Raw genomic sequence first — 19048 nt, forward strand, 5'->3', positions numbered from 1 at the left:
AAGCGGCGTATTTGATTATGCCGCACGGGTGGCATGCCAGCACAACAGCGAACCGGCAACCACCAGAATCACCCCCTGCCAGAAAGACCAGCCGGGAGAAAGTCCCAGCCACAGACTGGCGATCAGCGCCGACATCACCGGCGTGAAGTAAGAGGCGGTTGCCAGCAGGGTCATATTGCCATGCTGGATACCGCGGTTCCAGGCCGAATAGGCGACCGCGGTGGACAGGCCCATAAACAGCAGTTGTAGTATTGGCGACAGGGCCGGGCGAATCGGCGGCGTATCGCTGACCATCACCATGGCCCACAGTACCAGCGCCGTAGCGCAGAAGAACAGCGTAACGCCGCTCTTACCGTTGGCCCAGCGCCGGGTCAGATTGCAGTACAGCGCCCAGATAATGGCGGCGCTGAACGCCAGACTATAGGCCAGCGGATTATCCTGAACATTGCTCCACAGCAGGGTGAAGGACCAGGGGTTATCGCCACGTACTACCTGAAACACGCCGATCAGCGCCAGCAGCAGGCCTGGCCAGAGCCAGAAGCGCCAGCGCTGCTGGTTGATAAACAGCGCAAACAGGATAGTCAGGCTCGGCCACAGGTAGTTGATCATTCCCAGCTCCAGTGACTGGGCTCGGGTATGCGCCAGCCCGACGGCCAGCGCCAGGCAAATCTCATAGCCGATGAACAACGCGCCACCGCAGATCAGATAGCGTCGCGGCAGTATTCCCGGACGCGGGATCCCCTGCGACAGGCAGAGAAAAATCGCGCTCAGGCTGTAAATCAGCGCAGCGCTGGTCAGCGGGCTAAAGTGTTCCGCCAGGCTACGGAACAGCCCGACGGAAGTGCTCCACAATAAAATGGCCACCAGCCCTGCCAGCGTGGCGCGTTGCGATCCTGATTCCATAAGTGTTTTGTAAACAGCCAGTGTTGTGTTTAGTGAAGACGGCCGCGCTCATTGAGACAGCGGCGTCGCAACATTGCCGGGCGCTGCGCCCGGCAGGGCGGTTATTTTTTCCAGAAATCATCAAAGACGGTAATTGGCGGGCGGCGCTTGTGCTCTGTACGGGTATACCAGTCTTCAATAATACGGCTGATTTCCGGCGCCATGCTTTTCCCTTCCAGATAGTCATCAATCTGCTCGTAGCTGACTCCCAGCGCGGTTTCATCTGGCAGTGAAGGGCGATCGTCTTCAAGATCGGCGGTGGGTTTTTTCAGATACAGATGTTCCGGACAGCCCAGGGTTTTCAGCAGCAGTTTGCCCTGGCGCTTGTTGAGGCGGTAGATTGGGTTAATGTCAGTACCGCCGTCGCCATATTTGGTAAAGAAGCCGGTGACGGCCTCCGCGGCATGGTCAGTGCCCACCACCACGCCTTTGGTCATACCGGCGATGCTATACTGGGCTTTCATACGCTCACGCGCTTTTTCATTGCCGCGCACAAAGTCGCTGAGTGTGATGCCCGCGTCGCGCAGGGCCTGCTCGCTGGCCAGCACCGCGCCTTTGATATTCACCGTTAACGACTGGTCCGGTTCAATAAAGGCGATAGCGTCCTGGCAATCCTGCTCGTCGGCCTGAACGCCATAGGGGAGGCGTACGGCGATAAACTGATAGTCATGGTCGCCGGTCTCCTGACGCAGTTCGTCGATTGCCATCTGACACAGCTTCCCGGTAAGAGTGGAGTCCTGGCCGCCGCTGATGCCCAGCACCAGACTTTTAATAAACGGATAAGTCGTCAGGTAGGACTTGAGAAAATCCACGCTGCGGCGGATCTCGTGCTGAGGATCGATATGCGCCTGAACGCCCAGTGCCTGAATAATCTCTTGCTGCAGAGCCATTTAACCCCTCCATTAATGAGAAACCGGCCCGGATGGGGCGGCAAAAAGAGTAACCTGCTCAAAACTACCCGTTTGCCGGGCAAACGACAAGCCGCGCCGCCAGAACAGGCGCTAAGCGCATTATTTTAAAGTACTTCCTGCGAACAGATAATCGTGATTGATTGTAACTAAAAGTGCTAACAGGTTGAAAAATGTTATTTTATATTCCAGGCTTAGTCTACGAGTGAAATAATAAGAGGACATATAATGAACAAGCATTTTGCAGGAATTCTGGGCGCCGCAGCTGTTCTGACCATGCTGGCGGGGTGTACGGCTTACGATCGCACCAAAGATCAGTTCACGCAGCCGGTGGTAAAAGATGTGAAAAAAGGCATGAGTCGTGAGCAGGTGCGCCAGATAGCCGGTCAGCCGTCATCGGAAATTACGATGGTTCACGCCCGCGGTACCTGCCAGACCTATATTCTGGGGCAGCGCGATGGCAAGATGGAAACTTACTTCGTGGCGCTGGATGATACCGGTCATGTGATGAATTCCGGCTACCAGAGTTGCGCAGAGTACGATACCGATCCAGCGCAGCAGAAATAATCGTTTTCCGGTTATAAAATAAGGGTGAGCCTTATGGCTCACCCTTATTTTTATGCCGGAACCGCCGCGGCTTTACCCTCCCGGGACCAGATACGGTGTTCGGCTAACTGGCGCAGGAAGGTATCCATGAAATTCCCGTCCGCGGTATCCGCCTCCACCACGCCATGCTCGCCGTGAGAGTCGACGCCAATAACGCGGGTTAATTTCCGCGCTTCACCGCACAGGCCGATGACTTTCAGATGCTTATAGGCTTCCAGTAAATAATAACTGGCCTCGCCGCACTGCCGGAGTTGTACGATATCGCCTCCAGGCACCAGCACCGCGTCTACCGAAACGGAAGGCGAACCGGCGAACGTCCCCGCCACTGGCAGGCGTGAGCCATCGTCAGCTTCGACCTCGCCCATCCGCTGATACAGCAGCTTAGCGTGAACGCCCTGGGCCGTCAGCGCCTGCAGTATGGCCATTAAATCGCTGGCGCGGGTGCGTTCATTAAGCAAAATGGCCACCACGCGTCCCTTAATCGACCCGCCGGCAACGGCGTAAAGGCTCAGAGAGGGATCTTTTTTCAGGCCGTTAACGTCGGCAGGCGGAGCGATATTGCGTTGTTGGTCGCTGAGTACAATGCCGAGATTGTCGGCCACTCCCTGCGCCAGCGTGATATCAATCCGCGCCAGTTGGTCCACCAGCCGTTCGCGGATATAACCGCGTACCACTTTGCTCAGCTCGAAACTGAACGCGGCGATAATATGCTGCTGTTCCACCGGGGTCTGGCTGTTCCAGAATAGTCGCGGATGGGCATAATATTCACCGAAAGAGGGGCTGCGCTCGCGGATTTTGGCGCCGTCCACCCGAGCCTGGTAAGATTCAAAACCGCCGCGTTTTGGCGCTGGCGGCGTTTCCCGGGGCCAGTTGTCATTAATCGAGTTCGGTTCGTAGTTAGCGGGGTTGGTATCGATATCCATCCGGTGCATACCGTCACGCTGGAAGTTGTGATACGGGCAAGTTGGGCGGTTAATTGGAATTTCGTGGAAATTTGCTCCGCCGAGACGGCTGATCTGGGTATCGGTGTAGGAAAAGAGCCGCCCCTGAAGCAGCGGATCGTTGGTAAAGTCCAGTCCCGGCACAATATGACCCGGGTGAAACGCCGCCTGTTCGTTTTCGGCAAAGAAGTTATCCGGATTGCGGTTGAGTACCATTTTGCCTACCAGTCTGACCGGTACCAGCTCCTCCGGGATCAGCTTGGTAGGATCGAGCAGGTCAAAATCGAATTTAAATTCATCTTCCTCAGGAATGAGCTGGAGTCCAAGCTCATATTCCGGGAAATCGCCTGCTTCAATTGATTCCCATAAATCGCGGCGGTGAAAGTCCGGGTCGCGACCGGTCAGTTTCTGAGATTCGTCCCAGATTAGCGACGCCTTGCCGGCTACCGGCTTCCAGTGAAAGCGCACGAAAGTGGCTTTGCCGTGGGCGTTGATCAGGCGGAAAGTGTGAATACCGAAACCTTCCATCGTGCGAAAGCTGCGCGGCAGAGCGCGATCGGACATCGCCCACAGCACATTGTGTAGCGTTTCCGGCTGCAGTGAAACATAGTCCCAGAAGGTATCGTGGGCGCTGGCGCCCTGAGGAATCGCCCAGTGGGGCTCCGGTTTTACCGCATGGACGAAATCGGGGAATTTATGGGCATCCTGAATGAAAAATACCGGCGTGTTATTCCCCACTAAATCAAAAATCCCCTCCTGCGTATAAAATTTGGTGGCGAAACCGCGGATATCCCGCACCGTATCGGCTGATCCGGCGCCGCCCTGGACGGTGGAGAAGCGTACAAAAACCGGCGTGGTTTTACCTGCCCCGGACAAAAAATCCGCTTTGGTGAATTCACTCAGGCTCTCATAGGCCTGAAAATAGCCGTGGGCTGCTGAACCGCGGGCATGAACGATGCGCTCCGGGATGCGTTCATGGTCGAAGTGGGTAATTTTCTCTCTCAGGATGAAGTCTTCCAGCAGGGTCGGCCCGCGACTGCCGGCGCGCAGTGAGTTTTGATCGTCAGCAATACGCACCCCCTGATTGGTGGTGAGCGGTACTTCTTTACTACCTTTGCGGAACGGTTCCAGGGCGTCAAGCTTATCGCTGCGGGTTTGCGGCGCTTTCAGGCTACCGGGGGCGGTGGGAAACTCTCCGGGAAGCGTGGGTTTAGCGGGGGGCTGATGGCTATTATCAGCCGGCGCCAGCGAGTCCAGGCCTGGCCGGGATTCACTGGCATCATGTACCGGGGAAGTATGGCTTTCTGGTTGTTGTTTCGACATTGCACTCGTCTCCTGTTTTCATTACTGAAAAATGGTCGTTGTTGCGTTACAACCCGTTAACTATAGAGTACCCGGCAGACTCTGCAGGCCGTCAGGCTGGTAAGAAGGAGACGGCGCGCTAAGGAATAAGGGCATTCCAGCGCGTCCTGGGGTATAATGGCAAGTTCATAATGTGCAATTGAAATTAAGTGAATTCCGACGCATATGAAACCACATCGCCAACAAAATCGCCGCATCATTAGTTACACGCCCCGGGTTGAACCGGCGCCGCCGGAACATGCCTGGCGGCTGGAGGAGTTCCGGGATGTCTGGGTGTTGCGCGGTAAATATGTGGCGTTTGTGCTGTCAGGGAATCGCTTTCGCCAGTCCCCGAAGTTTGACGCGCCCCAGGCGGCCCAGCGCTGGGCCGATCAGGTCAGGCAGGATGAATTATAAGGTCCCTGGGTATGGTATTGAGGTTATAATGACCGCATTATTATCAGCGCTGCTCTATTTTAATGTTAAATGAATTTGTTTTTTTTATTATCAAAGAGACAGTCAGATAAACTCCTTATCAAATGATAGTATATTGTTTTTTTCTGGGTTTTGCTTTTTTATATAAAATGTTTATATTTTAGATGAGTCGCTTCTACTTGTATTACTCTGATTTTGCCTTGAGATGGCCATAATTTTGAAATGAAAATGACTGGGTGGTTGAGTGAGATAAAACATTGCTTGTGAAGATTGAAGCATGACGAGTATCATATTGCGGTGGGCGAAAGTTGGTGTAATATATTTACTGGCTTGAATTTTTTCATGCCTCTTTATGATTGTTTTTACAAAAGGATAATTGATACATATGAAACAGTTAACAAATAAAGAAATGGAATCAGTCAATGGCGGTATTTTTCTTGCGCTGTTCGTTATGAATACCGTGAAGTCTCTTGATATTTCAGGAGCAATCAATAAAATTTTTAGTGAAGACGGTCCTGTGACACCACCTGTTCCGGAAGATAAGGCTGCAGCTGACGCATCGAGTCGCTTCATCGAAAACATGCAGAAAATGTTTGGATCTTCTGGTGGTCGTGATCTGGCTAAAGTTGCAGAAAAAATTGGTTTAGTTGGTGTGGTAAACTCTATCTTTGGATGGTAATAGGTTTATATTATGGCATCAGGTATGTTCTCTGAATTGAATTTTTATTGATTTGATATTCAATTCTGGTAGTGCAGTATGGTTTTTCTGTTATCGAAAAAACATTAATTGATGCCTGATAATGGCCTGTTTTCTTAAAAAGGTGCCGGGATTTTTATGTCGGCACCTTTTCTGATGTACTATGGTCATCATGAAGTGCTCTTGATTTGGCCTGTTTGACGATGGGTACTTATAATTCGTGATATTCAATAATGTAGAGAACTATGAATACAGTGTACTACTGATGTTATTCCTGACTCCGTAACTTTTAGGAAGGTATTCTTATTTCTGCATAAGGTCTGTTTTGATGATTTTATTTCGAACAATACCATTCGATGTATACATATTTTAAACAGCCCGTTATTCCGGAGTCATATAGTGTTATTTAATAGAAATTTTCCAACCCGGGAGCCTCCTCCGTTAAGTAAGATGCTACGGAGGAGGGACTTTACATAGATGTTTTAACGATGGGCCAGTTCGGCCTCGTCTTCGCTGTTCAGGATCTGTTTATCGGTTTGCCCCATCAACTGGCTGGTAATCGTCCCTGCGGTCATTGAACCGCTGACATTCAGGGCGGTACGGCCCATATCAATTAACGGTTCCACTGAAATCAGCAGCGCCACCAGGGTGACCGGCAGACCCATTGCCGGCAGCACGATAAGCGCGGCGAATGTCGCGCCGCCGCCGACGCCGGCGACCCCGGCGGAACTGATGGTCACCATCCCGACCAGGGCAGCTATCCACATCGGATCCAACGGATTAATGCCCACGGTCGGCGCCACCATCACTGCCAGCATCGCCGGATAGAGACCGGCGCAACCGTTCTGGCCAATGGTCGCGCCAAACGACGCCGCGAAACTGGCGATAGACTCCGGAACGCCGAGGCGACGGGTCTGAGCTTCAATGTTCAGCGGAATACTGGCGGCGCTGGAACGGCTGGTAAACGCGAATGTCAGTACCGGCCACACCTTGCGGAAATATTTAATCGGGCTAACGCCGGTAAACAGTAGCAACAGCGCGTGGACGCCGAACATGATAGCCAGGCCCAGATAAGAGGCCACCACAAAGCTGCCCAGTTTAATAATGTCCTGCAGGTTAGAGCCTGCGACCACTTTGGTCATCAGCGCCATCACCCCGTACGGGGTCAGTTGCATCACCAGACGCACTAATTTCATCACCCAGCTTTGCAGGGTGTCGATAGCCACCTGAACCCGCTGGCCTTTAGCGGCATCGTCTTTAAGCAATTTCAGCGCCGCGACGCCGAGGAAGGCGGCGAAAATCACCACGCTGATCACCGATGTCGGGTTGGCGCCGGTGAGATCGGCAAACGGATTTTTGGGGATAAATGACAGCAACAGCTGCGGTACGCTCAGGTTCGCCACTTTCCCGGCATAGTTGCTTTCTATGGCGTTAAGGCGCGCCGTTTCCGCGCTACCCTGGACCAGCCCCTCCGCCGTCAGGCCAAACAGGTTGGTGACCAGCACCCCGACAAGGGCGGCGATCAGTGTGGTAAACAGCAGCGTGCCAATGGTCAGGACGCTGATTTTCCCCAGCGATGAGGCATTATGCAGCCTGGCCACCGCGCTGAGGATCGAGGCAAAGACCAGCGGCATGACAATCATTTGCAGTAGCTGAACATAGCCGTTACCAACGATGTTGAACCACTGAATAGACTGCGCCATCACCGGATTATCCGAGCCGTAAATGACCTGCAGCGCCAGACCAAAGATCACGCCAACGGCCAGGCCCAACAGGACTTTTTTCGCCAGGCTCCATTGAGTGTGGCGGGTCTGCGCCAGCGCCAGTAGCAGGATAACGAATACCGCAATATTCGCTATAAGTGGAAAGTTCATCCCCGTTCTCCTTCATTATTATCTGGCTGGGACGGCCAACCCCGACATAACTTGCCGCTATGGCGGAAAATACCGCCGAAAAGGTTACCAATCCCGGCCTGTCAGGCATGAAATATTGGTCATGCCTTTATACCGCACAGGGTAGCAGATGGCGTGGCGGCTCGCTTATACCCAAAAGGAATGGTTTATTCTTTTATTAATGATTATGGCTCTTTTTTAGTCGCCGCGATGGGAAATAAAGTGCGTGAAACTGGTTTGCAGCGAATAAATCAACTGCGATGACCAGCGCACCGCGCCATTTTCCGGCAGGGATGACGGCATCCAGACAGCAAAACCGAATAGCGCCATACACAGCGCGCGTTCCAGTTGGTTGTGCTTATGGGGGGTGATCAGCGGCAGGCGGAAGCGCCAGCGGCAGGGCCACAGTAAGGGGACCCCGGCCGGCGTGAGCATATCGGCGAGGATATGGCTCAGGTAGCCAAGCACCATTCCCTGTAGCGCATCGGTGGGGATAAACCAGCTCTCCGGAACTTTCAGATAAAACAGGGTTAATCCGCCAAAGACGGCCAGCAGGCTGTGGGTAAAACCCCGATGGCCAAACGCCCTGGCGATCGGCGCGGAAATCCATTTCAATCGCTGGCCGAGAAAGGACTTCGGGTGATCGATGTCCGGCAACAGGCAGGTCAGGACCGCCGAAGGGATAATATGCCACCAGTCGCCCTGGGCGAGCACCGGCGTGAGTTCCGCGTTCTTAGCGAAGACCGCACAGGCAATAGAAAAAAGCAGGTGGCCTTCCGCCGTCATGATACAACCCAGGGTTACTGTCGATTTATCCAGTATAGGGTTTTTATATAGTGGGGGGAAGTAGTGACGCTGTAACAGTTTGTCAACGTCACACCACAGCCTGACGCTAGCGCGCCAGCCAGCCGCCGTCTACCGCGATAGTGTAGCCATTAACATAGTCCGACGCCCGCGAGGCGAGAAAAATGACGCAGCCCTGGAGATCTTCCGGGGTCCCCCAGCGGCCTGCGGGGATCCGCTCCAGAATTTGCTGGTTGCGTGCTTCATCTTCGCGTAGCGCCTGGGTGTTATTCGTCTCCATATAGCCTGGAGCAATGGCGTTGACATTAATGCCTTTCGCCGCCCACTCGTTAGCCAGCAGGCGGGTTAATCCCTGCACGCCGCTTTTGGAGGCGGTATAAGAGGGGACCCGGATGCCGCCCTGGAAGGAGAGCATTGAGGCGATGTTAATGATTTTCCCGCCGCTGTTCTGGCGAATAAACTGCTGCGCCACCGCCTGGGAGAGAAAAAAGACCGATTTCAGGTTCAGATTAATCACATCGTCCCAGTCTTGTTCGCTGAAGGTCAGCGCATCGGCGCGGCGAATAGTGCCGGCATTGTTGACCAGAATGTCGATATGCCCCTTGTGCTCAACGGCTTGGGCAACGACCTGCGCAATATTTTCCTGGCGGCTGAGATCGGCCTGAACGGCAGTGAACTGCTGTCCCAGGGCCTGCACTTTAGCAGCGGTATCGTGGGGAATTTTACGGCTCACGCCGACGATATCGCAGCCAGCGCCGGCGAGACCCAGCGCCATACCTTGCCCCAAACCGGTGTCACAACCGGTGACAATGGCAACTTTCCCCTGAAGACTGAAAGCGTCCAGTATCATAGTACCCCCACAGTGTAATGCATCGGGCACGCCGGAATGGCGTACCCTTTACCTGAAAGCATAACCGTGGAGGGCGCAAAAAACAATTTTTATGAAACGGCGTTTTATTTTTTAATTGGCTGATCCAACAGATGCGCCGGCGTCAGTTCGATGAGGGATGGCAGTTGCACATCCGCCAGCGTCCAGCGCGGATCGGCACGGTTTTCCGCCGCGGGTACAACGATGGAGCGCATCCGGGCGGCTTTAGTGGCGACCATTCCGTTTATTGAATCTTCCAGCGTGACGCACTGCAGGGGGTTAACCCCGAGTTTGGCCGCCGCGTCGAGGTAGACCTGCGGATGGGGCTTGCTGTAGGGCAGATGTTCTGCGGAGGCCAGGGCATCAAATTGTTCGCGCAATCCCAGCATTTGCAGCACTTGTTCAAGCATTCTCATCGGCGAGGCGGAAGCCAGACCCACTTTCAGGCCCCGGGCTTTACACAGGGCCACCGCTTCGCGCACGCCGGGCAGGATGGGCCGTTTCTCTTCCACCAGTTCTATGGCCCGGTTGATGATGCGCCCGGTCACCTCGGCTTTCGACGGACCCTGCCAGGGCTGAAGGGCGTACCACATATCGACAACCATATCGATACGCAACCCCAGGGCATCCGTCATTTCGCCGCGGCGTGAAATATCTACGCCCAGCGACGCAATGATTTCCAGTTCCGCTTCGTCCCACAAGGGTTCGGAATCGATCAGCAAACCGTCCATATCAAAAATCGCGGCGCACACCTGAGGTGCTGTGGTCATGGTACTACTCCTGTACTGGATGAAGAGAATTAGACTTGTCAGATGTTACCCTTTAGCCATCGGTTATCAAAATTCAGGCGAAAATTCCCGGTTCAGGGTAGACTTAAGGCGCTCTTATTACGACGTCTGAATCAAGGGGAAAGAATGACGTATCAACAAGCGGGACGGCTTGCCATACTGAAACGGGTTGTGGGGTGGCTGGTTTTTATTCCGGCACTGATCTCAACGGTTATTTCCGTGCTGAAGTTCATGTATGAACACAGCGACAAGCAGCCCGGCATCAATGCCGTCATGCTGGATTTCGCCCATGTCATGATCGATATGGTGCGTTTCAATACACCTTTCCTGAACATTTTTTGGTACAACTCGCCGCTACCCAATTTTCAGCATCAGGCCAACGTCATGTTCTGGGTTATCTATATTCTGATTTTTGTCGGTATCGCTCTGCAGACTTCCGGCGCGCGTATGTGGCGTCAGTCTCGTTTCCTGCGCGAAGGCATCGAGGATCAACTGATTCTGGAAAAAGCCAAAGGCGAAGAAGGGCTGAGCCGCGCCCAACTGGAAGCCCGGGTCGTGGTGCCTCATCACACGATTTTGCTGCAGTTTTTCCCGCTTTATGTGCTGCCGGTGCTGATTATTGTCGCCGGGTACTTCTTCTTTAAACTGTTAGGCTTTCTGTAGCGCCTTACGCCCGGCCAGCGAGCGCCGGGCGCAGTGTCTTTCCTCAGGCGGCAAGTATACGCTCCAGCGCCTGCTGGGCGGCGACCAGATGCTGCCCGCCGAACAGTATCGCCCGGTTGAGTAAGGTATACAGCTGATACAGCGGCTGTCTGTCGAGAAAATCCGCCGGTAGCGGGGACACCGACTGGTAGCCGTCATAGATCTGTGGTGGTTGCTCCGGGTGCAGCGGCAGCATTGCCAGATCGCACTCCCGGTCGCCCCAGTAGCAGGCGGGATCGAAAATTACCGGCCCCAGCGGCCCCAGGGCGCAGTTACCGGACCACAAATCCCCGTGCAGTAACGACGGCTGCGGCTGGTGGGCCGCCAGCATTTGTTGAACCAGGTCGACAATCTGATCGATATCGCCAAACTGAATGCCTTTTTCCGCCGCCAGCTCCAGTTGCCAGCCAATGCGCTGCTCGGCGAAGAAGGTCGACCAGCGCCGCTGCCAGGCGTTAGGCTGCGGTGTTGTCGAGAGATCATTATCAAAGTCGAGGCCGAACTGCGGCTGGTCGCTCCACAGGTGCAGCCTGGCCAGTTGCTGCCCCAGTAAGAACGCGTTATGGGCGTCAAGGGGTTTCATGGGCAAATATTCCAGCAACAGGAAACTATAATCCCGGTCGCTGCCAACGCCCCAGACAGTCGGCACCGCCACCGTTTTACTGCGTGCCAGCAACTGCAACTGGTCGGATTCGGCGGTGAAGATGGGGAGTAGTTCGCGTTCATCGCATTTTACGAAAAAATCCTTCCCGGCATAGCGTAAACGCCAGGCTGCGTGGATTTCTCCGCCGGGTAGCTCGACTCGCTGTTCGATTTCCGCTGCGCCGAGTTGCTCACTTAACAGACGACTGATGGCTTGCCACATAATGTTATCCCCATGTTGTCTGACATATCATTACCTTAGCGCGTAACCGGCGATCAAAACAACGATGTATCGCACAACCCGCATTCAGGGTTCGGGAAAATCGCTTATTTTTTCCTGGCGCCACTGCTCCCAGGTGGTGATGGTGATGTCCGGCGTTTCGCCAATAGCGCTGGTCGCCAGAGAGGTGACCAGCTCCGTTACCTCCTGCTGGCTAAGTGGGGTGACGAACCCGTAGCTGCCGGGACCCAGATCGTGAATTTTTCCCTCATCGTCGGCCATGGTGAGCTGAAAACCGGCCCGGGTCAGATGATTGTTGAGTTCGTTCAGCGGCGTCAGTCCCTTAGCCTGCCAGACGATATTGATAATATAGCGGGTAATCGGTTCCTGGCTCATGGTTCACCTCATCAGGATATCTTTGAATATTCATCCGCTTGCGCATCGTACGCTGCTATTGCCGGCACAGATACTGGTAGATAGCGGCGGTATTCTCCGCTGAGCACAGCCGGGTTCCCTGATTCAGGGTTGCAGCGCTGCCGGCGGCGACGCCGTAGCGCGCCATATCCAGCAGCGACGCCCCCTGCGACAGTTTCAGCACCATGGCGCCGACCATACTGTCCCCGGCGCCGACGGTACTCTGGCTTTTCATTGGCGGAGGAACCACCTGAATACACTGCCCGGCGTCTACTGCCAGCGCCCCCTGGGGACCGAGAGAGACCACAACATATCTGGCGGCGCCGCGGGCGACCAGTTCCATTGCCGCCTGGCGCACATCATCGGGGCGACTGAGGGAACGATTCACCAGCGCGCTGAGCTCCTTCTGGTTCGGTTTTACCAGCTCAATATTACCCACCTGCACCGCTCCGCTTAGCGCATCGCCGGAGCTGTCGACAACGCAGCGCACGCCGGCCTGAATCAGCTTTTCGATCAGCGAGGTGAATTGACTGACGCTGACGCCCGGGGGCAGGCTGCCGCTGATAACCAGCAATGAGCCGGCGGGCACCGCCAGCGCCTTTTGCGCCAGCGCCTGATATTCGCTGGCGCTCAATGATGCGCCGGGCATGACGAAACGATATTGCTCACCGCTTGATGAGACATGCACGTGCAGGTTTTGCCGCGTCCAGTCGCTGGTGATCAGCGGGTCGGTGGCGACGCGCTCTTCGCGCAGCAGGGTGAGAAGATGTTCCCCGGTAGCGCCGCCGATGGGAAACAGCGCGGTGGCTTCGCCGCCCAGGTGAACGATCGCTCTGGCGACATTAATCCCGCCGCCGCCAGGTTCAAAGTGCGGCGCGCTACAGCGCAGTTTGCCCTCCGGGTAGATTTGCGGCGTTTGCGTCGCGCTGTCGAGTGACGGCGCCAGCGTTAAAGTGTAAATCGCAGCCATATCACCTCCTGTTATCACGGAATGCTTTAAGAAGGGTAGCACCGATATTTCAACAGGAAAGAATTAACAGTCTGATTTTCAATATGAATATAAAAAGGAAGTTCATAGTAATTTTTAATGATTTTCAGAGCGCCCTTATTCAAAAAATGAAATAAGAATCCATTGCTATGCTTTTCGGGCTTTTTTATAATTTGCCCCCTTTCTCTGGCCATCATTCCTTGATCCTCAGAAAACATTCCGGGACCGTAAGCGTCTCTTTTTTGTTGTACGGACAATACGTTAAATGAATCTTTTGAAGACAGTACCCGCAGCGTTGTTACTGACGGGAAGCACGCTTGTGAATCACTTCGCTGTTGCAGACGATAATGTTTTTACTGTCATGGACGATCCTTCCACCGCGAAAAAACCCTTTGAAGGCACTATCAATGCTGGTTATCTCGCGCAATCGGGGAATTCCACCAACTCATCGCTGACTGCCGACTCCACCATGACCTGGTACGGTAATACCACCGCCTGGTCGCTATGGGGTAATGCCAGCAATACGTCATCAAACGATGAACGATCTTCGGAAAAGTACAGTGCCGGTGGCCGCGGGCGCTATAACCTGACCGATCTGAACTATGTCTTTGGCCAGGCCAGCTGGCTTACCGATCGCTTTAATGGCTACCATGAGCGCGACGTCTTTACCGGCGGTTACGGACGTCAGATCCTTAACGGTCCGCAGCAGAGCCTGCGCATGGAATTTGGCCCGGGCGTGCGCTACGACGAGTATACCGATGGTACTCATAAAACCCAGGCGCTTGGTTACGCCTCCGGTACCTGGGCGTGGCAGTTCACCGACACGGCTAAATTCAGCCAGGGGGTGGCGGTACTGGGAAGTGAAGATACTACGGTAAACTCGGAAACCGCGCTTAATGTGGCGATTAACGAACATTTCGGCCTGAAGGTCGCCTATAACGTCTCCTGGAACTCAAACCCACCGTCTACAGCGCCAGAGCATACGGATACCCGCACATCGGTCACGCTGGGCTATAAGATGTAAATCTGTCTTCAGGGCCGGCGTTAGTTACCGGCCCATTGTCATTGCCGCTAATCTGCGGCCGACGTTTGCCTGCCTGTTATTGGGTTCGATTTAATTAACTTGACGTTTCAATTAAATCAAAATTGTTCGCTGACGATAATTCCATGATTTCTTCATATTTGCCGGAGGGAATCGGGTGTTTAATTTATTTGCCACAAAAAGCCAAACCGATTGGCTGGTAAAAAGTGTGACGTAGATCTATTATTAACTTGTGGGCCAGTGACCTGCTATATAACAAAACATTCGAGAATATAAATATGAAAATAACCCATATCACCGCTGCGGCAATGGTGCTGTCGATGCTGTCATTCGGGGCCTTCGCCGCTCAGCCAGCACAGGATAATGGCACTAGTGCGGCTGTAAAAGCCAGCGTTGTTGAAGCCGGCTCAAATATCGCGCCAGGCGCGCTGTCGACCGGTCAGTCAATGAATGATGCCTTCAATGTGCATACACTGGTTGCCGGAGAATGGTCCTGATTAATTTCTCCGGCGCCTGTAGCCGAAACATTATCAGTTTTATCTTATTGAGCGTGTAATAAAAGAACCGGATTTGCTGTTCCGGTTTTTTTATTTCTTTTTCACTGTCGAATAAAATGGCGTACCGGAAAGTGTGGCGCCTCGTGACATTATTTTAAAATCCTTTCCCGCGGTTTTTATGCAGACGGATTCAGCCCCAAATCATCGCCGCCCAGCGCAGCAGCAGCATCGCCGCGCAAATCGCCACCAGTACTATCACCATCTTGCCGTGTTTTTTAACAAATCGTTTTGAAGGCATCAGTTTCCCCCCGTGGACAGACTGGCGATGATTAACGATTGCCGGCCTGCTGGTAGCGCGCCAGCGCGGCCAGCACCGTACGCTGCGAGAGTTCCAGATAGGCTTCCATCTCTGCGGCGGCCCGCTCATTCTGGCCCTGATTGAGCAGCGCCAGAATCGCTGCATTTTTATCAATATAGGGTGCGTGGAGCATCTCGTGATCGTTTAAGTGACCAAAAGCTAAGCGCAGCTCCGCCGAAATATGCCGGTACAGGCGCATGAGCCTCTCGCTGTCGGAAAGCTCGACGATGGCGGTGTGAAACGCCATGTTCTCAGTACCAACACTACGCCAGTTTCCCTGTTCGCGCCATTGCCGGGCCGCAGCGACAGCCGCTTCCATGCGCATTACCGCCGGGTGCAGAGGATAGGCGTGGCGCAGCGCGTCACACTCGATCAGGCGTCGGATGCGGTAAATATCAATAATCGCCGCCATATCCGGCAATGAGACGTAAACGCCGCGATTGGGTTCATGGCGCAGCAACCCTTCCTGAGTTAACAAGCGAAACACTTCCCGTAGCGTGTTGCGTGAGATATTCAGCTGTTCGCTGAGAGCGGTTTCTGAAAGACGGGTTCCGGGGATCAGATCGCCGGCAATAATTTTTTGTCGGATGGTCTCAGCCGTACGTTCGATTAGCGTTTGAACCGGCGCCTCTTTTTTCATTCAGTCCTACCACGGGGAATACAGCAGAGCGGCAATATTCACATATTTGCCGATCTGCGGCAAGCTGAGCCGCCCCGGGGAATCGACTGATTATGCACCGAAATGATGCATCATGATTTTTTATGCACCATTTTGGTGATTTCTGGCAGGGCTCTGGCGCCATGCCGGCGACAGAAAGTGATCGGCTTCACTGTTTCATCACTGAGATGAATATTCTTTTTGTCTAATTAATCCGCGATTACTAATTTATTGTTCAACAATCCATTAATGATTGATTAACAAATACAACAACGCAACTGAACAACATGGTCTGATTCTTGCTTGGTTAATAACCTTGATTGTGGCGCGCCGGACAACGTCGCCGCGGCGTTGAACAGCCCAGGCGCTGATCCGGAACAGGTGAAACCTGACCGGGGATGCGCAACGACAATCAGCCGATAACGGGTATCAAGACTAAGCAACGACAGGGGAGTAATGTGCTATGGCTGCTGTGGAAACAGACAATAAATCATTTGTCAGTAAAAGACGCTCGTCGCTGATTGCCGCTATCTTCCTGATGGCGACATCGGCTATTGGTCCCGGATTTATCACCCAAACCACCACCTTTACCGCCACGATGGGCGCCGCCTTTGCGTTTGGCATCCTCGCGTCGGTGGTGATTGATTTTGTGGTGCAACAAAATATCTGGCGCGTAGTCACACTGACCCGTATGCGCGCCTCTGATGTCGCCAACGCGGCGTTGCCCGGCAGCGGTTATCTGCTGTCAGTACTGGTGATCTTCGGCGGCCTGGTGTTTAACGTCGGTAATATTGCCGGCGCCGGGTTGGGCATGAACGCCATGTTCGGGATTGCACCAAAATGGGGCGGCCTGATTAGCGCGCTGTTCGCGATTTATATTTTTTCGTCGCGCCGCGCCAGTACCGCTATCGACCGGCTGATGATTGTGCTGGGGTTGCTGATGATCGCCCTGATGTTTGGCGTCATGATTGTCGCCGCGCCGCCGGTCGGCGAAGCTCTGTACCAGACGGTGCTGCCGGATTCGGTGAACTTTGCCACCATCACCACCATCGTCGGCGGCACGGTTGGCGGCTATATCTGCTACGCTGGCGCGCATCGCCTGTTGGATAAAGGTATGGTCGGGCCGGAGCATATCAACGAAGTCTCCTCCGCCGCCAATAAAGGTATTCTGGTGGTCGGCATCATGCGCTATATCCTGTTCCTGGCGATCCTTGGGGTTGTCGCCAGCGGCGTGACGTTGGATCTCTCCGGGCAGGCTTCGAACCCGGCCTCCCAGGCCTTCAGCTATGCGCTGGGAGAATTTGGCGTACGCCTGTTCGGCTTTATCTTCTGGGCGGCGGCGTTGACCAGTGTGATTGGCGCCGCTTATACCTCGGTCTCCTTTATGACGGTATTTAAGAATGGGATGACCGATCGCCAGCGCGGGATCGCCACACTGATTTTTATTTCCGTCTCGCTGGTTATTTACCTGATGATGGGCACCGCGCCGGCCGCGCTGCTGGTCTTTGCTGGCGGATTTAACGGGCTGGTGCTGCCGGTCGGGCTGACTATTTTCGTTTACGTGGGCTGGAAACGCGCCGATTTGATGCAGGGCTACCGCTATCCGCGCTGGCTGCTGTGGAGCGGGGTGGTGACCTGCGCGCTGACCTGGTATATGGGGGCGCTGTCGGTGAGCACCATTTTCAGTTTCCTGAAGATTGTCTGAGGATAAAACATGTTAAAGAAAATCGATCTCAACAGCGATCTGGGTGAAAGCTATGGCCAGTGGAAGATGGGGGACGATGCCGCCATCCTGCGGGTCGTCAGTAGCGCTAACGTAGCCTGCGGCTTTCACGCCGGTTCGCCGGACGGCATTCTGGAGACGCTGCGCGCCGCGGCCGCCTGCGGTGTGACGGTCGGCGCTCATGTGTCGTACCCGGATCTGGTGGGGTTTGGCCGTCGTAATATGGATGTGGCGAGCGAGGAGCTGATCGCTGATGTGATTTATCAGATAGGAGCGCTGCAGGGGCTGGCAAAAGCCGCCGGTACCCCGGTGCGTTACGTTAAACCCCATGGCGCGCTGTACAACACCATTGCCGCCAATGAACGCCAGGCCCTGGCGGTGATCGACGCGATTAAAGCTGTCGCGCCGGAACTGCCGCTGGTGGCGCTGGCTGGCGCGCCGATTATCGCGCTCGCCCACTCACGAGGATTGAACACCATCGCTGAAGCTTTCGCCGATCGCGCCTATCACGCCGACGGCACCCTGGTATCGCGTCGGGAAGCCGGAGCGGTACTCCACGATCCTCAACAGGTCGCGCAGCGGATGCTGCAACTGGTGACCGAAGGGGGTGTCGCGTCAGTGGAAGGCACCTTCACCGCCATTGCCGCGGATTCTATCTGCGTACACGGCGACAGCCCGGGGGCTATCGATATGGCGCGTCAGGTGCGTCAAATTCTCGAATCCCACGGCATTGCGATCCGTTCATTTGTTGATCCGGCATAAGGAGCGAATGTGAATTCATTGATGAGAGCCAGCGAGCAGGCGATTCGCGCCGCACGGCAAGCCCGTGAACAGATTCGCGGCGGATTTGATAAACCGACCGCCGGGATGGCGCCCGGTATGACCCAGGCCAATATGATCTGCTTACCGCGCGACTGGGCATTTGACTTTTTACTTTACGCCCAGCGTAACCCGCAGAGCTGCCCGGTACTGGATGTGATTGAGGCCGGCGGTCACCAGACCGTGCTGGCGGAGGGGGCCGATCTGCGTAGCGATATTCCACGCTACCGGGTATGGGAACACGGGAAGCTGGTGGATGAAATTACCGACGCCAGCGCGCTGTGGGCGCAGCATCCCGATCTGGTCACCTTTCTGATTGGCTGTAGCTTTACCTTCGAAACGCCGCTGCGTGAAGCCGGCATCGAGGTACGTCATATTACCGATGACTGTAATGTGCCGATGTACAAAACTAACCGTCTGTGTCGCCCGGCCGGGCGGCTGAGTGGCGAACTGGTGGTCTCCATGCGCCCGATTCCGGCGGACCGGGTCGCCGATGCGGTGATGATCTCCGGACGTTTTCCGGCGGTCCACGGCGCGCCGGTACATATCGGCGAACCCGCAAGGCTGGGGATTGCCGATATTATGCGTCCTGACTTCGGCGATGCGGTGCGCATTGAGCCCGGCGAGATCCCGGTGTTCTGGGCCTGCGGCGTTACCCCTCAGGCGGCGGTGATGAAATCCGGTGTGCCGTTCGCTATCAGCCATGCGCCCGGCCATATGTTTATTACTGATGTTCCCGATGCCGCCTGGCAGGGAGCGTGAC

21 protein-coding genes are annotated in these 19048 nt (G+C 54.7%); 9 read left to right on the forward strand and 12 right to left on the reverse strand.

Features of this window, described 5'->3' with window-relative positions:
* Positions 1 to 15: 15 nt before the first annotated feature.
* Positions 16 to 903, reverse strand: coding sequence for an aromatic amino acid DMT transporter YddG (gene yddG, locus AQ981_RS00475; RefSeq protein WP_058909790.1), 888 nt, complete (start codon positions 901 to 903; stop codon positions 16 to 18).
* Positions 904 to 1004: 101 nt separating this feature from the next.
* A complete protein-coding gene (nadE, locus tag AQ981_RS00480) occupies positions 1005 to 1832 on the reverse strand; it encodes an ammonia-dependent NAD(+) synthetase (RefSeq protein WP_058909791.1) in 828 nt (275 codons plus the stop codon).
* Between the two features lie 246 nt (positions 1833 to 2078).
* Here nadE and osmE point away from each other — a divergent pair, with 246 nt between their 5' ends.
* A complete protein-coding gene (osmE, locus tag AQ981_RS00485; protein WP_058909792.1) occupies positions 2079 to 2417 on the forward strand; it encodes an osmotically-inducible lipoprotein OsmE in 339 nt (112 codons plus the stop codon).
* 50 nt (positions 2418 to 2467) lie between these two features.
* Here osmE and katE read toward each other — a convergent pair whose 3' ends face one another.
* The gene (gene katE, locus AQ981_RS00490; protein WP_058909793.1) at positions 2468 to 4720 is read right to left on the reverse strand and encodes a catalase HPII; all 2253 of its coding nucleotides are present in this window, start codon (positions 4718 to 4720) and stop codon (positions 2468 to 2470) included.
* A gap of 204 nt (positions 4721 to 4924) precedes the next feature.
* On the opposite strand from katE, the gene cedA reads away from it, so the two are divergent.
* On the forward strand, positions 4925 to 5155 hold the full coding sequence (gene cedA / locus AQ981_RS00495) for a cell division activator CedA (RefSeq protein ID WP_058909794.1): 231 nt from the start codon (positions 4925 to 4927) through the stop codon (positions 5153 to 5155).
* 403 nt (positions 5156 to 5558) lie between these two features.
* Positions 5559 to 5852: a bacteriocin gene (locus AQ981_RS00500; protein ID WP_058909795.1), complete on the forward strand. Its 294-nt coding sequence runs from the start codon at positions 5559 to 5561 to the stop codon at positions 5850 to 5852.
* Positions 5853 to 6352: 500 nt separating this feature from the next.
* On the opposite strand, the gene AQ981_RS00505 is transcribed toward AQ981_RS00500, so the two are convergent.
* The 4 genes from AQ981_RS00505 to hxpB form a co-directional block, all read right to left on the reverse strand.
* Positions 6353 to 7744 carry an L-cystine transporter gene (locus AQ981_RS00505; RefSeq protein WP_058909796.1) on the reverse strand — a complete coding sequence of 464 codons (1392 nt, stop codon included), beginning with the start codon at positions 7742 to 7744 and terminating at the stop codon, positions 6353 to 6355.
* 216 nt (positions 7745 to 7960) lie between these two features.
* On the reverse strand, positions 7961 to 8548 hold the full coding sequence (locus AQ981_RS00510) for a metal-dependent hydrolase (RefSeq protein ID WP_058909797.1): 588 nt from the start codon (positions 8546 to 8548) through the stop codon (positions 7961 to 7963).
* A 106-nt stretch (positions 8549 to 8654) separates the two neighbouring features.
* Positions 8655 to 9416, reverse strand: a complete 762-nt coding sequence (gene kduD, locus AQ981_RS00515; protein ID WP_058909798.1) for a 2-dehydro-3-deoxy-D-gluconate 5-dehydrogenase KduD — start codon at positions 9414 to 9416, stop codon at positions 8655 to 8657.
* Positions 9417 to 9520: 104 nt separating this feature from the next.
* Positions 9521 to 10204: a hexitol phosphatase HxpB gene (hxpB, locus tag AQ981_RS00520; RefSeq protein ID WP_058909799.1), complete on the reverse strand. Its 684-nt coding sequence runs from the start codon at positions 10202 to 10204 to the stop codon at positions 9521 to 9523.
* Between the two features lie 144 nt (positions 10205 to 10348).
* On the opposite strand from hxpB, the gene AQ981_RS00525 reads away from it, so the two are divergent.
* Positions 10349 to 10885 carry a YniB family protein gene (locus AQ981_RS00525; RefSeq protein WP_058909800.1) on the forward strand — a complete coding sequence of 179 codons (537 nt, stop codon included), beginning with the start codon at positions 10349 to 10351 and terminating at the stop codon, positions 10883 to 10885.
* 43 nt (positions 10886 to 10928) lie between these two features.
* On the opposite strand, the gene AQ981_RS00530 is transcribed toward AQ981_RS00525, so the two are convergent.
* The 3 genes from AQ981_RS00530 to pfkB all read right to left on the reverse strand — a co-directional run bounded on the left by AQ981_RS00530 (position 10929) and on the right by pfkB (position 13170).
* Positions 10929 to 11789 carry a fructosamine kinase family protein gene (locus AQ981_RS00530; protein WP_058909801.1) on the reverse strand — a complete coding sequence of 287 codons (861 nt, stop codon included), beginning with the start codon at positions 11787 to 11789 and terminating at the stop codon, positions 10929 to 10931.
* Positions 11790 to 11873: 84 nt separating this feature from the next.
* Positions 11874 to 12182, reverse strand: a complete 309-nt coding sequence (gene ghoS / locus AQ981_RS00535) for a type V toxin-antitoxin system endoribonuclease antitoxin GhoS (RefSeq protein ID WP_058909802.1) — start codon at positions 12180 to 12182, stop codon at positions 11874 to 11876.
* 55 nt (positions 12183 to 12237) lie between these two features.
* Positions 12238 to 13170: a 6-phosphofructokinase II gene (gene pfkB, locus AQ981_RS00540; RefSeq protein WP_058909803.1), complete on the reverse strand. Its 933-nt coding sequence runs from the start codon at positions 13168 to 13170 to the stop codon at positions 12238 to 12240.
* A 283-nt stretch (positions 13171 to 13453) separates the two neighbouring features.
* On the opposite strand from pfkB, the gene AQ981_RS00550 reads away from it, so the two are divergent.
* Both AQ981_RS00550 and AQ981_RS00555 read left to right on the forward strand, forming a co-directional pair.
* Positions 13454 to 14212 carry a DUF481 domain-containing protein gene (locus AQ981_RS00550; protein WP_058909805.1) on the forward strand — a complete coding sequence of 253 codons (759 nt, stop codon included), beginning with the start codon at positions 13454 to 13456 and terminating at the stop codon, positions 14210 to 14212.
* Between the two features lie 296 nt (positions 14213 to 14508).
* Positions 14509 to 14727: a YdgH/BhsA/McbA family protein gene (locus AQ981_RS00555; RefSeq protein WP_058909806.1), complete on the forward strand. Its 219-nt coding sequence runs from the start codon at positions 14509 to 14511 to the stop codon at positions 14725 to 14727.
* A gap of 190 nt (positions 14728 to 14917) precedes the next feature.
* On the opposite strand, the gene yniD is transcribed toward AQ981_RS00555, so the two are convergent.
* Together yniD and AQ981_RS00560 are read right to left on the reverse strand one after the other, a co-directional pair.
* A complete protein-coding gene (gene yniD, locus AQ981_RS27105) occupies positions 14918 to 15025 on the reverse strand; it encodes a small membrane protein YniD (protein WP_121500593.1) in 108 nt (35 codons plus the stop codon).
* 31 nt (positions 15026 to 15056) lie between these two features.
* Positions 15057 to 15725, reverse strand: a complete 669-nt coding sequence (locus tag AQ981_RS00560) for a GntR family transcriptional regulator (RefSeq protein WP_058909807.1) — start codon at positions 15723 to 15725, stop codon at positions 15057 to 15059.
* A 481-nt stretch (positions 15726 to 16206) separates the two neighbouring features.
* On the opposite strand from AQ981_RS00560, the gene AQ981_RS00565 reads away from it, so the two are divergent.
* From AQ981_RS00565 to AQ981_RS00575, 3 genes are read left to right on the forward strand one after another with little or no spacing between them, the layout of a single operon-like run.
* Positions 16207 to 17448: an NRAMP family divalent metal transporter gene (locus AQ981_RS00565; RefSeq protein ID WP_058909808.1), complete on the forward strand. Its 1242-nt coding sequence runs from the start codon at positions 16207 to 16209 to the stop codon at positions 17446 to 17448.
* A gap of 9 nt (positions 17449 to 17457) precedes the next feature.
* On the forward strand, positions 17458 to 18228 hold the full coding sequence (locus AQ981_RS00570; RefSeq protein ID WP_058909809.1) for a LamB/YcsF family protein: 771 nt from the start codon (positions 17458 to 17460) through the stop codon (positions 18226 to 18228).
* Positions 18229 to 18237: 9 nt separating this feature from the next.
* The gene (locus AQ981_RS00575) at positions 18238 to 19047 is read left to right on the forward strand and encodes a putative hydro-lyase (protein ID WP_058909810.1); all 810 of its coding nucleotides are present in this window, start codon (positions 18238 to 18240) and stop codon (positions 19045 to 19047) included.
* Position 19048: the final 1 nt, after the last annotated feature.

Origin of the sequence: Entomohabitans teleogrylli (assembly GCF_001484765.1) — a bacterium.
Classification (GTDB): Bacteria; Pseudomonadota; Gammaproteobacteria; order Enterobacterales; family Enterobacteriaceae; genus Entomohabitans; species Entomohabitans teleogrylli.

What these genes read in the sequence shown, in the direction of transcription:
- yddG (WP_058909790.1), bottom strand. Translation starts at nt 903, where the DNA reads ATGGAATCAGGATCGCAACGCGCCACGCTGGCAGGGCTGGTGGCCATT.
- nadE (WP_058909791.1), bottom strand. Translation starts at nt 1,832, where the DNA reads ATGGCTCTGCAGCAAGAGATTATTCAGGCACTGGGCGTTCAGGCGCAT.
- osmE (WP_058909792.1), top strand. Translation starts at nt 2,079, where the DNA reads ATGAACAAGCATTTTGCAGGAATTCTGGGCGCCGCAGCTGTTCTGACC.
- katE (WP_058909793.1), bottom strand. Translation starts at nt 4,720, where the DNA reads ATGTCGAAACAACAACCAGAAAGCCATACTTCCCCGGTACATGATGCC.
- cedA (WP_058909794.1), top strand. Translation starts at nt 4,925, where the DNA reads ATGAAACCACATCGCCAACAAAATCGCCGCATCATTAGTTACACGCCC.
- AQ981_RS00500 (WP_058909795.1), top strand. Translation starts at nt 5,559, where the DNA reads ATGAAACAGTTAACAAATAAAGAAATGGAATCAGTCAATGGCGGTATT.
- AQ981_RS00505 (WP_058909796.1), bottom strand. Translation starts at nt 7,744, where the DNA reads ATGAACTTTCCACTTATAGCGAATATTGCGGTATTCGTTATCCTGCTA.
- AQ981_RS00510 (WP_058909797.1), bottom strand. Translation starts at nt 8,548, where the DNA reads ATGACGGCGGAAGGCCACCTGCTTTTTTCTATTGCCTGTGCGGTCTTC.
- kduD (WP_058909798.1), bottom strand. Translation starts at nt 9,416, where the DNA reads ATGATACTGGACGCTTTCAGTCTTCAGGGGAAAGTTGCCATTGTCACC.
- hxpB (WP_058909799.1), bottom strand. Translation starts at nt 10,204, where the DNA reads ATGACCACAGCACCTCAGGTGTGCGCCGCGATTTTTGATATGGACGGT.
- AQ981_RS00525 (WP_058909800.1), top strand. Translation starts at nt 10,349, where the DNA reads ATGACGTATCAACAAGCGGGACGGCTTGCCATACTGAAACGGGTTGTG.
- AQ981_RS00530 (WP_058909801.1), bottom strand. Translation starts at nt 11,789, where the DNA reads ATGTGGCAAGCCATCAGTCGTCTGTTAAGTGAGCAACTCGGCGCAGCG.
- ghoS (WP_058909802.1), bottom strand. Translation starts at nt 12,182, where the DNA reads ATGAGCCAGGAACCGATTACCCGCTATATTATCAATATCGTCTGGCAG.
- pfkB (WP_058909803.1), bottom strand. Translation starts at nt 13,170, where the DNA reads ATGGCTGCGATTTACACTTTAACGCTGGCGCCGTCACTCGACAGCGCG.
- AQ981_RS00550 (WP_058909805.1), top strand. Translation starts at nt 13,454, where the DNA reads ATGAATCTTTTGAAGACAGTACCCGCAGCGTTGTTACTGACGGGAAGC.
- AQ981_RS00555 (WP_058909806.1), top strand. Translation starts at nt 14,509, where the DNA reads ATGAAAATAACCCATATCACCGCTGCGGCAATGGTGCTGTCGATGCTG.
- yniD (WP_121500593.1), bottom strand. Translation starts at nt 15,025, where the DNA reads ATGCCTTCAAAACGATTTGTTAAAAAACACGGCAAGATGGTGATAGTA.
- AQ981_RS00560 (WP_058909807.1), bottom strand. Translation starts at nt 15,725, where the DNA reads ATGAAAAAAGAGGCGCCGGTTCAAACGCTAATCGAACGTACGGCTGAG.
- AQ981_RS00565 (WP_058909808.1), top strand. Translation starts at nt 16,207, where the DNA reads ATGGCTGCTGTGGAAACAGACAATAAATCATTTGTCAGTAAAAGACGC.
- AQ981_RS00570 (WP_058909809.1), top strand. Translation starts at nt 17,458, where the DNA reads ATGTTAAAGAAAATCGATCTCAACAGCGATCTGGGTGAAAGCTATGGC.